Genomic DNA, 15,272 nt, shown 5'->3' on the forward strand with positions numbered 1-15,272 from the left:
TAACTTATAGGTTGTTTTATTTTTTACAATATTTTAATACCATATTTTTACATAAAAATATTTATTTTATATATTTGTATGCGAGAAAGTGTAAAAGTATTGAAGAAAAATACACATAAGACTTTTTTTCAATAAATAAAGCAGATAAATGTCCTAAAAAAGCTAGAATTACCTATCACCTTATGACAATTAATTCCAGAAGCCTTTGGTATAATAAATTTGAGAAAAAATATAGGGTGGTGGGAATAATGCAGTATGGGGTAAATATATTTCCGTATGAAAGAATCAAAAAATCTAATAAGGATACAAATAATAGAAAGGCGTTTCATTATTCAACTTCTTTAAAGTTAGTTGTATATTTTATTGCAGCTTTTTTTATAAGTAGAGTGCTTATGGTTAATTCAATGGCACCTTTTGGAATTGCATTTTTATTATGCTTTATTTTGGAAAATAAGAATATATTTTTATTGTCTGCGCTAGGGACGCTAGTTGGATATCTATCTATATATAATAATGTAAAGGACATAGGAGTTTATCTATGTAGTATAATTGTAATAACAATGCTAAGCTACATATCTAATAAGATAAAATCAGATAAGAAGATAATTATTGCCTTTATATTGCTATTTTTTAATGTTGCATTATACGGTAAAGTTATTCTTAACATTACTAGTTCCATTGCTCTTTTAAATGCTATAATTCAAACAGCAATTCTCTTTCCAATATATTATATTATGAAGTTTTCTATTGTATGCATAAAAGAATTAAAAACTAAACATCTTTACAATAGTGAAGAAATAATAAGTATGGCTGTAACAGCTTCACTTATTATATCAGGAACCTGGGGTATTAATATTTATGGTGTATCCTTAAGAAATATACTAGCTCTTTCTTTTATATTAGTAGTAGGTTATGTAAAAGGTAGCAGTGCAGGAGCTTCTTGTGGAATTGCGATAGGTACTATAATAGGTCTTTCAACTAATAATATGGTTGCATTTACTGGTATGTGTGGATTATGTGGACTTACTGCAGGGGTTTTTAAACAGATGGGCAAAATAGCAAGTGGAATACCTTATATGGTAGTATTTTTAATACTAAAATTATATTCTGATATAGGAATTCAGTTTCAATTTCAAGAAGCTTTAATTTCCTTAGCAGTATTTTATGTTATACCATCAAAAATTTATAATAGATTAGAATTAGAATTAGATTGGGAAAGAAAACAGGAAAACCTAAAGGAAAATTATATAAGCAAAACTAAGGAAATTTTCAACTCAAAGTTAACAGACTTCTCTGGATTGTTAATGGACATGTCTACTACTTTGGCAGGGCTTGCAGATAATGATAAACTTCAAATGAAGGTAAAGAGTAGTGCTTTAGTAGAGAATTTAGCAGATAGAGTATGCAGTAATTGTAATATGAAATCTATGTGCTGGAAAAGGGAAAGTTTCTACACCTACTCAGCATTTGTAGAGTTAATAGATAATTATCAAAATAAAAGAGAAAAAGTACCTTATGAAATAGAAAGAAAATGTATAAAAAGATCACTTCTTATAAAAAATACTGAAGAAATAGTAAAAAGTTATATCGTGAACGAAATGTGGAGAAAGAGATTGGCAGAGTGCAGGGAGTTCTTATCTAATCAAATCGGAAATATTTCAGTTGCTGTAAATGAAATAGTTGAAGAAATAGATTCAAGTACGCAATTTAACAAGTATATGGAAAATGATATAACAAGGGTTTTAAATAAAAATCACATTAAATTTAAGGATGTTTTTTGTTACAATGATAATGATGGAAGAGTGCTCGTAAATATGACTATGGATGCTTGCGGAGGAACTCAGAAATGTGTTAAAGATATTTTACCTCTAATTAACTCAATTACTGGTAAGATTATGAGCGTAAGCGATGATGGATGCAATATAAATCCTAAGGATAATACGTGTAACTTTACATTAGAAGAAACTCCTAAGTTTCATGTTGCTTCATATGTATCTAGATTGTGTAAAGACGGAGAAAAACATAATGGAGATAGTTATTTATATCAAAAGGTTAATAATGGAACTTATTTGACTATGATAAGTGATGGAATGGGTTCAGGTCCTCAAGCAGGAAAGGAAAGTTCTGCAGCAGTAGATTTGATAAATAAGTTTGTAAAACTTGGATTTAATAAACTAACGGCTATAAATACAATAAACTCACTTATGACTATTAATTTTTCCCAGGATGAAAAGTTCTCTACTGTAGATTTAAATACTATAGATTTATATACAGGTGAAGCTGAATTTATAAAGGTAGGAGCAGCAGCAACTTTAATCAAATCGGAGAATAAAATTGAAACAATGGATTGTAAGAGTCTTCCTATTGGTGTGTTAGAAAAGGTAGATACAGAAATAATAAAAAAACAAGTTAAAAATGGTGATATGATAATAATGGTTAGTGATGGAGTGCTTGATTATGATAATGAAGAAGCGGGTAAGTCAGATTGGTTAGTAGAATATTTAAGTAAGGACAATACAAATGATCCCGAGATACTTTCTAATAATATCATAAAAAGAGCAAAGGAATTAAGTAAGGGCAAAATAAAGGATGACATGACTGTTGTGGTTTCTAAGGTTTATAATTTATATTAAATTGATTAAAAACTAGAATCCTTTATTATATTGTAGGGATTCTAGTTTTTAATTTTTTATTTATGATATAATTATCCATATTAGTTTTTTAAGGAAGGGTTAAAAATGTTACAAAAGATAATAGAAACTATTAAGGAAAATGCAATGTTTAATAAAGGAGATAAAATAATCGTAGGTGTTTCTGGGGGACCAGATTCTATGTGCCTTTTACATATTTTAAATACTTTGAGGAATACATATTTTATAGAGATTGTAGCTGCTCATTTAAATCATGGACTTCGAGGAAAAGATGCCGATGAAGACGAAGAATACGTGAAGAGATTTTGCGAGAAGAATAATATTGAATTTTACTCGAAAAGAGTTAATATTGATGAACTATCTAATGCATGGGGAATATCTTCAGAAATGGCTGGAAGAGAAGCGAGATATTCTTTTTTTCAAGAACTTTTAACCAAACTAGATGCAAATAAAATAGCCATAGCTCATAATGCTAATGACCAATGTGAAACCATACTTATGAGGATAATAAGGGGAACTGGACTTGAAGGACTTGAGGGCATAAAACCTGTTAGGGATGGGATATACATAAGACCTTTAATAAAGATTACTAGAGATGAGATAGAAAATTATTGTGATAAAAACAATATTAATACAAGAATAGATAAAACAAATCTTCAAAATATATATAGTAGAAATAAAGTTAGATTGGAATTAATTCCTTATATAAAAGAAAATTTTAATTCGCATATAATAGAGGTAGTTAACAGACTTGGAGAAAATATAAAAGTTGACAATGACTTCATGGAAAAAAAGTCTAAAGAATTTTTTGGAAAATATTGCATTATGACTCCAAATAAAGTTAAAATTAAAAGTGAAGCATTTAATGAACATAAGGCATTGATTAGTAGAATGATTAGAAAAGCAGTTGAAGTGGTTAAAGGAAATCTTGTTAACTTTGAAAGGGTACATGTAGAGTATGTAATATCGCTGCAAAGAGGAAATACTGGAAAGGAAATTGAACTTCCTGGAGGTATAAGAGCTTTAAACAATTATGGAGAAATAATATTAAGTAAAGAAGATAAAAATGAAATAGAAAGGGACTTAGGAATTTACGAAATACATCTTAATGAAAAGAACAAAATAGGTAAGTTTAATATTGAAGCAAGTATATTAGATAAAAAGTTTCTTGAAAGAGTAAGAGAGAACTCATTGGAACAATACTTCGATTATCAAAAGATTAATGGTAATATAAGTTTTAGATATAGAAAAGAAGGAGATAAATTTCAACCTTTAGGTATGAAAGGTACTAAAAAATTAAAGGATATATTTATGGATTTAAAAGTACCTAAATCTATAAGAGACGATATACCTATTATATGTGTTGGGGAAGAAATAGCATGGATTGTAGGTTATAGAATAAGTGATAAATTTAAAGTAGATAAAACTACAAATAAAATACTTAAAATAAAACTAGAAAGTGAGGAAGAAAAGTGGTAAATATGAGAGAAGACATTCAAGAAATACTTTATAGTGAGGAAAAGCTTAAGGGAAGGATAAGAGAATTAGGTAGAGATATCAGTGAGGATTATCAGGATAAGAATTTAATGCTTATAGGAGTATTAAAAGGTTCAGTTCCATTTATGGCTGATTTAATGAAAGAAATAACAGTACCGTGCATTATGGATTTTATGGCTGTTTCTAGCTATGGTAATTCTACAAGTACTTCAGGTGTTGTGAGAATTTTAAAGGATTTAGACTTTGAAATAGAAGGAAAAGATGTCCTGTTAATAGAAGATATAATTGATTCAGGAATTACCTTGAGATATCTGGTAGATTATCTAAAGGGAAGAGGAGCATCTAGTATAGAAATAGCTTGTCTTTTAAATAAATCTGAGAGAAGAAGAGTTGAAATAAATGCAAAGTATATGGGGTTTGAAGTTCCGGATTTCTTCTTAGTTGGGTATGGATTAGATTATGCAGAGAAATATCGTAATCTTCCTTTTATAGGAATATTAAAGGAAGAAATTTATAAATAATTACTACTAATATTATTGTAAATAAATATTTGATATGATACAATTTTACAATATAACAACAAAGAGAGGGGGGCCAGGAATGAATAAAAAGTTTTCAAGTGCAACGGCCTGGGTTATAGTTTTTATAATGGTCATCTTTGCTGCGCTATTCTTGGCGAGAACTAATGAGAGTTCAACAGCAATTAATTTTAATCAATTCCAAAAGCACTGGATCAACAATGAAATAAAAAGTTTTGAAGTTAAAGAAGATAAAATGACAGTTGTGGGTAACTTAAAAAATGGTACTCAGTATGAAACTATAGTTCCGTTTGAAAGACTTAATGAATTTGTGAGTACACATGATAAAAACGGTGAAGTGATAGAAAAATATGCACTTCCAGCTAGAACACCTATGTGGCTAAATTGGCTACCTACTGCCTTGGTAATACTTATGTTTGTAGTGTTTTGGTTCATGTTTATGCAACAATCACAAGGTGGTGGAGGCAATAGAAGCGTAATGAATTTTGGTAAGAGCCGGGCTAAGATGGCTGCACCAGATAGAAAAAAGGTTACATTTAATGATGTGGCGGGGGCAGATGAAGAAAAGGCAGAGCTTGCTGAAATAGTTGATTTCTTAAAGCAACCTAAAAGATATATAGAAATGGGAGCGCGAATACCTAAAGGAGTTCTGCTTGTAGGACCTCCTGGAACAGGAAAGACATTACTAGCTAAAGCTATTGCAGGTGAAGCTGGAGTTCCTTTCTTTAGTATTTCAGGTTCAGATTTCGTAGAAATGTTTGTAGGTGTAGGAGCTTCTAGAGTAAGAGACTTATTTGATCAAGCGAAAAAGAATTCACCTTGTATTATTTTTATAGATGAAATAGATGCTGTGGGTAGGCAAAGAGGTGCAGGTCTCGGTGGGGGACATGATGAAAGAGAGCAAACTCTTAATCAACTACTAGTAGAGATGGATGGTTTTGGAGTTAATGAAGGTATTATAATGATAGCAGCTACTAATAGACCTGATATATTAGACCCTGCGTTATTAAGACCTGGAAGATTTGATAGGCAAATTGTAGTAGGTGCTCCAGATGTAAAGGGAAGAGAAGAAATATTAAAAGTACATGTAAAAAACAAACCTCTTGCAGATGAAGTAAAACTAGATGTTCTTGCAAAAAGAACTCCAGGATTTACAGGAGCAGATTTAGAAAACTTAATGAATGAAGCTGCACTTTTAGCAGTTAGACAAAATAAAAAAGAAATAGGTATGGATGAGCTAGAGGAAGCTGTTACAAGAGTAATAGCTGGACCAGAAAAGAAAAGCAGAGTAATTGATGAGGATGACAGAAGACTTACTGCATATCATGAGGCAGGTCATGCTGTGGTTATGAAACTTTTACCTCATGCAGATCCTGTTCATCAAATCAGTATAGTTCCTAGAGGAATGGCTGGTGGATATACTATGCATCTTCCTGAAAAGGATAGTTCATATATGTCAAAATCAAAGCTTTTAGATGAGATAGTAGGCTTGCTTGGTGGAAGAGTAGCTGAAAAGCTCATAATAGGGGATATAAGCACTGGAGCTAAAAACGATATAGATAGGGCAAGTACCATAGCTAGAAAGATGGTTATGGACTATGGTATGAGTGAAAAACTAGGACCTATAGCTTTTGGAAGTGGTCATGATGAAGTGTTCTTGGGAAGAGATATAGGTAAAGCTAAGAATTATAGTGAAGAAGTTGCTTTTAAGATTGACCAGGAAATAAAAGAGCTTATAGATGGTGGATATAATAAAGCTGAAACATTGCTTAGAGAAAATATAAGTAAGCTTCATGCTGTAGCTAAAGCTCTATTAGAAAGAGAAAAACTTGAAGCAAATGAATTTGAAGAAATATTCAATAATAATTAATGATTAAACAGAGGTTTATTACCTCTGTTTTTTTAAATTATTTACCAAGTATTTGGGTTTAGTGATATAATAATTTTGTTGTTATAAAATTTTATACAGAAGCGGGATGATAAAGTGGATTTTAATTTAAGGGAAGGCATAAGTGCAGTTGCCGAAATAACAGTTACAGATAGAGATACTGCAATTTTTTATGGCTCTGGGGACTTGCCTGTATTTGCTACACCAGCGATGATTGCACTAATGGAAAGTACGGCAAAGAGTTCGGTGGGGTTACATTTGAACTCTGAACTTACAACAGTGGGGATAAAGGTAGATGTGGATCATATAAGGGCTACTCCAAAAGATATGAGGGTTAAATGTGAGGCAGTGCTTGATAAAATAGAAGGAAAAAAGTTATTTTTTAAGGTTACTGCATGGGACGAAAGAAATAAAATAGGCGAAGGAATACATATAAGGTATATAGTAGATAGTATTGATTTTATGAAAAAGTTGAAGTAATTATTGTTAAAGCCGTGGAGTATCTGGACTTTATAATTTACAGATGCTCTTTTTTAACTTATAATTGTGTGTATGTAAACGTCAATAACTACACAATATACACATAATACATTATGAATTTTAAGAAAGTGGTGATTAACTTTGATTTTAGTTCTAGATGCCGGTAATACTAATATGGTATTAGGTCTTTATGAAGGAAAAGAGCTAATTGCAGACTGGAGATTGTCCACCGATTCTATAAGAACAGCAGATGAATATGGAATACAAGTTATACAATTATTTGTGCAAAATAATTTAGATATTTCTGATGTGGAAGGAGTTATAATTTCCTCTGTAGTCCCTAATATCATGTATTCTGTAGAACATATGATACAGAAGTATTTTAAAATAAAACCTATAATTGTAGGGCCTGGGGTGAAGACAGGAATTAATATAAAGTACGATAATCCTAAGGAAGTGGGAGCGGATAGAATAGTAAATGCGGTAGCAGTTCATGAAAGATTTAATAGACCTGCTATAATAATAGATTTTGGTACGGCTACAACATTTTGTGCACTAACTGCATCAGGAAACTATTTAGGGGGAACCATATGTCCGGGTATAAAGATATCTTCAGAAGCATTATTTCAAAGGGCAGCAAAACTCCCTAGAGTTGAATTAGTAAAACCACCATCCGTAATATCTAAGACTACTATAACAAGTATGCAGGCTGGAATAATATATGGATACAGTGGATTAGTAGAATATATAGTTGAGAAAATGAGAAAAGAAATGACTGAAATTGGAGAGCAAAATCCGTACGTAATTGCAACTGGCGGATTAGCTAAGCTAATAAGTGAGGAAACAAAATGTATAGATGAAATAGACCCATTTCTAACCCTAGAAGGATTAAGATTAATATACGAAAAAAATAAGGAGCTAATTTCTTCATGCAAATAGGAAATTTAAGTTTTGAAGATAGTGTTTTTTTAGCACCTTTGGCAGGGGTTACAGACATTGCCTTTAGGGGATTATGTAAAGATATGGGCTCGGGACTTATATATACTGAAATGATAAGTGCAAAAGCGCTTTATTATGAAAGTGAAAATACAAAGGAAATGCTTAGATTCGATGAAAAAGAACTGCCAATTGCTGTACAAATATTTGGACACGAAGCAAATATAATGGCAGATATATGTGAGGAATATTTTAATCAAAATGATGATATATGCCTTATAGATATAAATATGGGGTGCCCAGCTCCTAAAATAGTGAAAAATGGAGATGGTTCAGCTCTTATGAAAGATCCCAAACTAGCAGCATCTATTATTAGGGCTATAAAAGATAAAACCAATAAGCCTGTTACTGCTAAGTTTAGAAAAGGATTTGATAAGAATAGTATAAATGCTGTGGAGTTTGCAAAGGAACTTGAGGCGGCGGGAATAGATGCTATAACGGTTCATGGTAGAACAAAAGAGCAGATGTATGAAGGAAAAGCAGATTGGGATATAATAAGGGAAGTAAAAAGAGCGGTTTCCATTCCAGTGATAGGAAATGGAGATATATTTACTGCGGAAGACGCTTTAAGAATTAAAGAAGAAACTTGTTGTGATGGCATAATGATAGGAAGAGGTGCTTTGGGAAATCCATGGATATTTAGACAGGTTAAACAAAAAATTTGTGGAGAAAAAGTAACGTATCCTACATCTTCCGAGATAATAGATATGTGTGTTGAACATTTTAAAAGGGCAATTTACTATCATGGGGAACATAAGGCAGTAAGGGAAATGAGAAAGCATGTATCTTGGTATATAAAGGGATTAAAAAACTGTACTAACATAAAAAATATGATAAATAACGAGAAGGAATCACAAAGGGTATTGGATATATTACTTCAATATAAAGAAGAGTTGAGAATAGAATAAAGTCATTGGATAAAAGTTGACATTGATTTAATGCTGTTTTATAATTACTTAAATGATTGGATAAGTGACAGAATTACATATATTTTGCATAAATTAGGTATAATCATAATAATATATAAAAAAGCATTTAGCAAAATTAAAGGGGAGAATAAAATGAGCGATTCAAAGAAGTATATAATGACTTATGAGGGTGTTAGAAAGTTAGAAGAAGAATTAGAGTATTTAAAAACTGTAAAAAGAAAAGAGATAACTGAAAAAATAAAAGTAGCCATTTCCTTTGGGGATCTAAGTGAGAATTCCGAATATGATGAAGCTAAAAATGAACAAGCTTTTGTTGAAGGAAGAATAATGCAACTTGAAAATATGCTAAAGAATGCTAGTATTATAGATGAAAGTGAAGTGCCATCAGATACTGTTAATGTAGGTACTATAGTAAAGGTTAAGGATTTTGAATTTGATGAAGAAGTAGAATATATTATAGTAGGTTCAGCAGAAGCAGATCCGCTAGAAAACAAGATTTCCAATGAGTCTCCTGTAGGTAGGGCTTTAATTGGCAAAAAGCCAGGAGATATGGTAGAGGTTGCTGTTCCTGATGGTGTAAATAAGTTCGAGGTCTTGTCAGTAAGAAGAAGTTAATGGAGGAATGAAAAAATGTCAAATGAACAAAAGAATTTAGTAAATGAGGAACAAGAGTTTAATCAGCTCATTCAAGAAAGAAGACAAAAGTTTTTTGATCTTCAAGCTGCAGGTAAGGATCCTTTTGATGTATATAAGGTAGAAAGAACTCATACATCAAATGAAGTTAAGGAAAATTATGAAGAGTTAGAGGGAAAAGAAGTTACTGTAGCAGGAAGATTGATGTCTAAGAGAGTTCATGGAAAAGCTGGATTTTCTGATATTCATGATAGATATGGTAAACTTCAATTATATATAAAGATAAATGATGTTGGTGAAGAAAAGTTAAAAGAGTATAAGACTTTTGATATAGGTGATTGGGTTTCCATAAAAGGTACTGTATTTAAAACAAAAACAGGAGAAGTATCTGTACACATATTGGATTTTCAGTTAATTGGAAAGTCTTTAAAACCGCTTCCAGAAAAGTGGCATGGTCTTAAAGATCCTGATTTAAGATATAGACAAAGATATGTAGATTTAATTATAAATCAAGATGTTAGAGATACTTTTATGAAAAGAACAGCTATTATAAGAGCTATAAGAGAGTTTTTGGATAACAGAGGATATTTAGAAGTTGAAACTCCTGTACTTTCACCTATAGCTGGAGGAGCTGCAGCAAAACCATTTAATACTCATCATAATGCCTTAAATATAGATATGTACTTAAGAATAGCTACAGAGCTTTACTTAAAGAGACTTATAGTAGGTGGATTTGAAAAGGTATATGAAATGGGTAAGAACTTTAGAAATGAAGGAATAAGTGTAAGACATAACCCAGAGTTTACAATGATAGAGTTATATGAAGCGTTTGCAGATTATAATGATATGATGGAAATTACTGAAAATATGATGGCTTATGTATGTGAAAAGGTTCTTGGCACTACAAAGGTAATGTATGAAGAAACAGAAATAGATTTTACTCCACCATGGAGAAGAGTTACTATGGTAGATGCAGTAAAGGAATATGCTGGCATTGATTATAATGCTATTAAAGATGATGAAGAAGCAAGAGCTATTGCAAAAGAAAAGCACCTAGAGTTTAAGAAGAATCTTAGTGAGTGCACTAAGGGAGATGTTCTTATAGCGTTATTTGAGGAGTTTTGTGAAACTAAGCTAATACAGCCTACTTTTGTATTGGATTATCCAGTGGAAAACTCTCCTCTTACTAAGAAAAAGAGAGGAAATGAAGCATTTACTGAAAGATTTGAAGGATTTATATATGGAAGAGAAGTATGTAATGCATATTCAGAGTTAAATGATCCTATAGTTCAAAAGGAAAGATTTGTTCAACAGCTTAAGGAAAGAGAACTAGGAGATGATGAAGCTTACATGATGGATGATGACTTTATAAATTCTCTAGAAATAGGTATGCCTCCAACTGGTGGGCTTGGAATAGGTATAGATAGAATGACTATGTTCTTAACAAATTCTGCATCTATAAGGGATGTTATACTATTTCCAACTATGAAACCAATGAACAATCAGTAGTAAAAATTATAAAGTGGTTTTTATTAATGATAAATAATATATGATAAGCAAAAATTAATATAGAAAGTTTATTTAATAGGCTTTTTATATTAATTTTGTTATCATATGTTTCTTGTTTAAATTATTTCGTGATTTCCCATAATTTTATGAAAAATTTTATAAAAGTGGTTGAAATTAATAAAAAATATGTTATAATAATATCAAATGATATTCCGCGATAGCTCAACGGTGGAGCACTCGGCTGTTAACCGATAGGTTGAAGGTTCGAATCCTTTTCGCGGAGCCATTTTTATTTTTTGGGAAATGCATTGACAAATTATATGCATCTGATAAAATATATAGTAATTTAATAATGCACAATGAAAAAGATGAGTAGTAATAAAGTTTTTAAAGAGAGACTATGGTTGGTGTGAGTAGTTAAGGTTTTATTATGAATGGAGCTTTGGAGTGTAAGGATTAGAAAAGCAGGGCTGTGCCAAAAAGGGTGGAACCGCGGAAGAGAAACTTTCGTCCCTTTATGGTAGAGTCTTTTTTATATTTTAAATTAAAGGAGGAATATATATGGCTATTGAAAAAACCATGGATAAGGTTGTAGCGTTGTGTAAAAATAGGGGATTTGTTTTTCCTGGCTCAGATATTTATGGAGGTCTTGCAAATTCTTGGGATTATGGTCCTTTGGGAGTGGAATTTAAAAATAATGTAAAAAAGGCTTGGTGGAGAAAATTTGTTCAAGAAAGCCCGTATAATGTAGGATTGGATGCAGCTATATTAATGAATAGAGAAGTATGGGTAGCTTCAGGCCATGTTGGTGGATTTTCTGATCCGTTAATGGATTGTAAGGAATGTAAAGCAAGATTTAGAGCGGATAAGATAATAGAAGACCATATGACAGAGCAAGGCGCGGAAGTAGCCAGTGCAGATGGATGGACTAATGAAGAGTTAAAAGAATATATAGATAAGCATAATATAGTATGTCCTAAGTGTGGCGAAAAGAATTTCACAGATATAAGAAAGTTTAATCTTATGTTTAAGACATTTCAAGGAGTAACTGATGATGCTAAATCAGAAATATACCTAAGGCCAGAAACAGCTCAAGGTATATTTGTAAACTTTAAAAGTGTGCTTAGAACTTCTAGAAAGAAGGTGCCTTTTGGAATTGCCCAAATAGGTAAGTCCTTTAGAAATGAAATTACTCCAGGTAATTTTACATTTAGAACTCGTGAATTTGAGCAGATGGAGTTAGAATTCTTCTGCGAGCCAGGAACGGACTTGGAATGGTTTAAATATTGGAAGGATTATTGCTGGAATTTCCTATTAAACTTAGGTATGAATAAGGAAAACCTAAGAATGAGAGATCATTCTGCTGAAGAGCTTTCATTTTATAGCAATGCAACTTCTGATATAGAATACTTATTCCCATTTGGCTGGGGAGAGTTATGGGGAGTTGCTGATAGAACTGACTATGATTTGAAACAGCACATGAAGCATTCGGGAGAAGATTTAACTTATTTAGATCCAACCACTAATGAAAAATATGTTCCTTATTGCATAGAACCTTCTTTAGGTGCAGATAGAGTTGCACTAGCATTTCTTGTAGATGCTTATGATGAAGAAGAACTAGAAGGCGGAGATAAGAGAACAGTACTACATTTACATCCGGCACTAGCTCCTTTTAAAGCTGCAATATTACCATTAACAAAGAAATTATCCGATAAATCTACAGAGATCTATGATATGTTAAGAAAAGAGTTTAATGTAGATTATGATGAAGCAGGAAGTATAGGAAAGAGATATAGAAGAGAAGATGAAATAGGAACTCCATATTGTATAACTATAGATTATGATACTTTAGAAGATAATACTGTTACAATAAGAGATAGAGATACGATGGAACAGCATAGAATAAAAGTTGATGAGTTGATTAACTTTATTTCAGAAAAAGTTAAATTTTAATATATAATTTTAATATATAAATCAAAAAAAGCTGCGACATTTGTCGTAGCTTTTGATTTATATTGATATAATAAAAAACCATATATAAAATTAAATAAAAAAAGTGCCGGAATAACTCCGGCAATTATAGGGTTTAATCATGGGGATATGTTATATGTTCAATTAAAACTTGGGGAATTATATTAATGTTTCCTTACGGCACAATATTAGTATAGCATATATATATAATTTTGCAATACCTGATAATAAAGTCTTTAAATTAAGTATTTTCTTACAATTTCGACATGAATTGCTGATGAATTTTATATAAATTTGTATATATTTTGACATTGAATTGCTTAGGGACATATAATTATAGAAGAAGAAAAGTGATATAATTTAATATAGAAATTATGCATGGAGGTAAATAATGAATAGACAATTTGATGAGTTTAAGAAATTTATAGAAGGAAAAGAAACTGCTGTAGTAGGGATAGGTGTAAGTAATAGACCATTAATAGATTTATTAGTAAAATTGAATGCTAAGGTAACAGCTTTTGATAAGAAAAGCGAAGCTGAGCTTGGAGAAATAGTAGAAAGTTTAAAGACAAAGGGAGTAAAATTAGTTGTTGGAAAAGATTATTTAACAAAGCTTAAAGGATATGAAGTTATATTTAAAACTCCATCTATGCGAATAGATAGCCCTGAACTATTAGATGCTAAGCGTGAGGGTGCATATATAACGTCGGAAATGGAAGAGTTTATAAAATATTGCCCTGGAAAAATATATGGGGTTACAGGAAGTGATGGAAAGACTACTACTACAACACTAATATATAAAATGTTAAGTGAACAAGGCTATAAAACATGGGTGGGAGGAAATATAGGAACTCCTTTGTTTTCTAAGATAGAAGAAATTAGTAAAGAAGATAGAGTAGTTTTAGAATTATCAAGCTTTCAACTTATGACTATTCATGAGAATATGGAAGTAGCGCTTATAACAAATTTGTCACCTAATCATTTAGATATGCATAATGGTATGGAAGAATATATAAATGCAAAGAAAAATATATACTTAAATCAAACAAATGATAATTTATTGGTTTTAAATAGAGATAACAGCATTACTAGAGATATGGTAAATGAAGCAAAGGGTAGGGTTTTTCTTTTTAGTATAAGGGATAAAGTAGATAAAGGAGCATATTACTATAATGATAAACTCTATGTTATGGGAAAAGAAGTATGCTTTAAAAATGAAGTGAAGTTGAAGGGTATGCATAATATAGAAAATCTATTAGCAGCATTTTGTTGTGTCTATGAAGATGTATCGTTAGAAACTATGAAAAAGGTAGCTACTACATTTGCAGGTGTAGAACATAGAATGGAGTTTATAAGGGAGTTAAATGGAGTTGAATATTATAATGATTCAATAGCATCTAGCCCAACTAGAACACTAGCGGGTTTGAAAGCCTTTGGAAGACCTGTAATATTGATAGCTGGTGGATATGATAAAAAGATATCTTTTGATATTTTAGCGGAAGAAGGATATCCATATATAAAAACACTAATACTATTAGGAGTGACCAAAAATAAAATAAAGGAAGCATTTCAAAAGGTTATAGAGAAAAACAATATGCCACTTCGAATTATAATGGTAGAATCTTTTGAAGAAGCCATAAAGGTTTCAAGGGATGAAGCCAAGGAAGGAGATATTGTAACTTTGTCTCCGGCTTGTGCAAGTTTTGATATGTTCCCTAATTTTGAGGTTAGAGGAAATAAGTTTAAAGAAATAATAAACGGATTATAATTAATGAGTTCTTAAGAAAGTCAGCGAGATGCTGGCTTTTTTATATGATAACAGGTTAAATCACCTTCAACAGACTCGGATGTGTCTATACATTAAAAATAGAGAAAAGATGAGGAATTATGAGGTTTTAATGGATAATTAGGTATGATAAACCATGGATATGACATAGCGTTGGACAAGTATGATACAATAACACATGTCGTCAAAACAAACGACAAATAAGTCGGCAAAGATTTAAAAAAAGATTTTAAAAAGTTGTTGACAAGAAGAAACAGAAATGTTACTATATAAAAGTCGCTTGGAGCGACAGGGTCTTTGAAAATTGAACAGAGAATAGAAACCAGTCAATTACTTAACAGTTAAATGTTAAGAAACGCGATGAGCGAAACAGATTAAACTTTTAAATTGAGA

Annotated in this window: 11 protein-coding genes, 1 tRNA gene and 1 other annotated feature; all 12 genes read left to right on the top strand. The window is 31.3% G+C overall.

Going from position 1 to position 15,272, the window contains the following annotated elements; genetic code table 11:
• Nucleotides 1-248 precede the first annotated feature (248 nt).
• A complete protein-coding gene (spoIIE, locus tag BSD9I1_RS16250; protein WP_186431208.1) occupies nucleotides 249-2,633 on the top strand; it encodes a stage II sporulation protein E in 2,385 nt (794 codons plus the stop codon).
• Between the two features lie 105 nt (nucleotides 2,634-2,738).
• Nucleotides 2,739-4,130: a tRNA lysidine(34) synthetase TilS gene (gene tilS, locus BSD9I1_RS16255; RefSeq protein ID WP_186431209.1), complete on the top strand. Its 1,392-nt coding sequence runs from the start codon at nucleotides 2,739-2,741 to the stop codon at nucleotides 4,128-4,130.
• A gap of 2 nt (nucleotides 4,131-4,132) precedes the next feature.
• Nucleotides 4,133-4,669 (top strand): hypoxanthine phosphoribosyltransferase, encoded by a 537-nt coding sequence (hpt, locus tag BSD9I1_RS16260; protein WP_186431221.1) that lies wholly within the window; start codon nucleotides 4,133-4,135, stop codon nucleotides 4,667-4,669.
• A 79-nt stretch (nucleotides 4,670-4,748) separates the two neighbouring features.
• Nucleotides 4,749-6,557: an ATP-dependent zinc metalloprotease FtsH gene (ftsH, locus tag BSD9I1_RS16265; RefSeq protein ID WP_035311628.1), complete on the top strand. Its 1,809-nt coding sequence runs from the start codon at nucleotides 4,749-4,751 to the stop codon at nucleotides 6,555-6,557.
• A 114-nt stretch (nucleotides 6,558-6,671) separates the two neighbouring features.
• Nucleotides 6,672-7,055: a thioesterase family protein gene (locus tag BSD9I1_RS16270; protein WP_035311627.1), complete on the top strand. Its 384-nt coding sequence runs from the start codon at nucleotides 6,672-6,674 to the stop codon at nucleotides 7,053-7,055.
• A gap of 141 nt (nucleotides 7,056-7,196) precedes the next feature.
• Nucleotides 7,197-7,994, top strand: a complete 798-nt coding sequence (locus tag BSD9I1_RS16275; protein ID WP_186431210.1) for a type III pantothenate kinase — start codon at nucleotides 7,197-7,199, stop codon at nucleotides 7,992-7,994.
• On the top strand, nucleotides 7,985-8,959 hold the full coding sequence (gene dusB / locus BSD9I1_RS16280; RefSeq protein WP_186431211.1) for a tRNA dihydrouridine synthase DusB: 975 nt from the start codon (nucleotides 7,985-7,987) through the stop codon (nucleotides 8,957-8,959). Before BSD9I1_RS16275 ends, dusB begins: the two co-directional genes overlap by 10 nt.
• A gap of 153 nt (nucleotides 8,960-9,112) precedes the next feature.
• Nucleotides 9,113-9,595, top strand: coding sequence for a transcription elongation factor GreA (greA, locus tag BSD9I1_RS16285; RefSeq protein WP_035311624.1), 483 nt, complete (start codon nucleotides 9,113-9,115; stop codon nucleotides 9,593-9,595).
• A gap of 15 nt (nucleotides 9,596-9,610) precedes the next feature.
• Complete coding sequence (gene lysS, locus BSD9I1_RS16290) at nucleotides 9,611-11,122, top strand: lysine--tRNA ligase (protein WP_035311623.1); 1,512 nt, start codon at nucleotides 9,611-9,613, stop codon at nucleotides 11,120-11,122.
• A 211-nt stretch (nucleotides 11,123-11,333) separates the two neighbouring features.
• Nucleotides 11,334-11,408: transfer RNA gene (locus tag BSD9I1_RS16295), tRNA-Asn, on the top strand.
• A 64-nt stretch (nucleotides 11,409-11,472) separates the two neighbouring features.
• Nucleotides 11,473-11,640 (top strand) — a binding site (T-box leader).
• A 43-nt stretch (nucleotides 11,641-11,683) separates the two neighbouring features.
• On the top strand, nucleotides 11,684-13,075 hold the full coding sequence (locus BSD9I1_RS16300; RefSeq protein WP_035311622.1) for a glycine--tRNA ligase: 1,392 nt from the start codon (nucleotides 11,684-11,686) through the stop codon (nucleotides 13,073-13,075).
• 409 nt (nucleotides 13,076-13,484) lie between these two features.
• On the top strand, nucleotides 13,485-14,861 hold the full coding sequence (gene murD, locus BSD9I1_RS16305; RefSeq protein ID WP_186431212.1) for a UDP-N-acetylmuramoyl-L-alanine--D-glutamate ligase: 1,377 nt from the start codon (nucleotides 13,485-13,487) through the stop codon (nucleotides 14,859-14,861).
• Nucleotides 14,862-15,272 lie beyond the last annotated feature (411 nt).

The organism is Clostridium sp. BSD9I1 (assembly GCF_900185645.1).
Classification (GTDB): domain Bacteria; phylum Bacillota; class Clostridia; order Clostridiales; family Clostridiaceae; genus Clostridium_AK.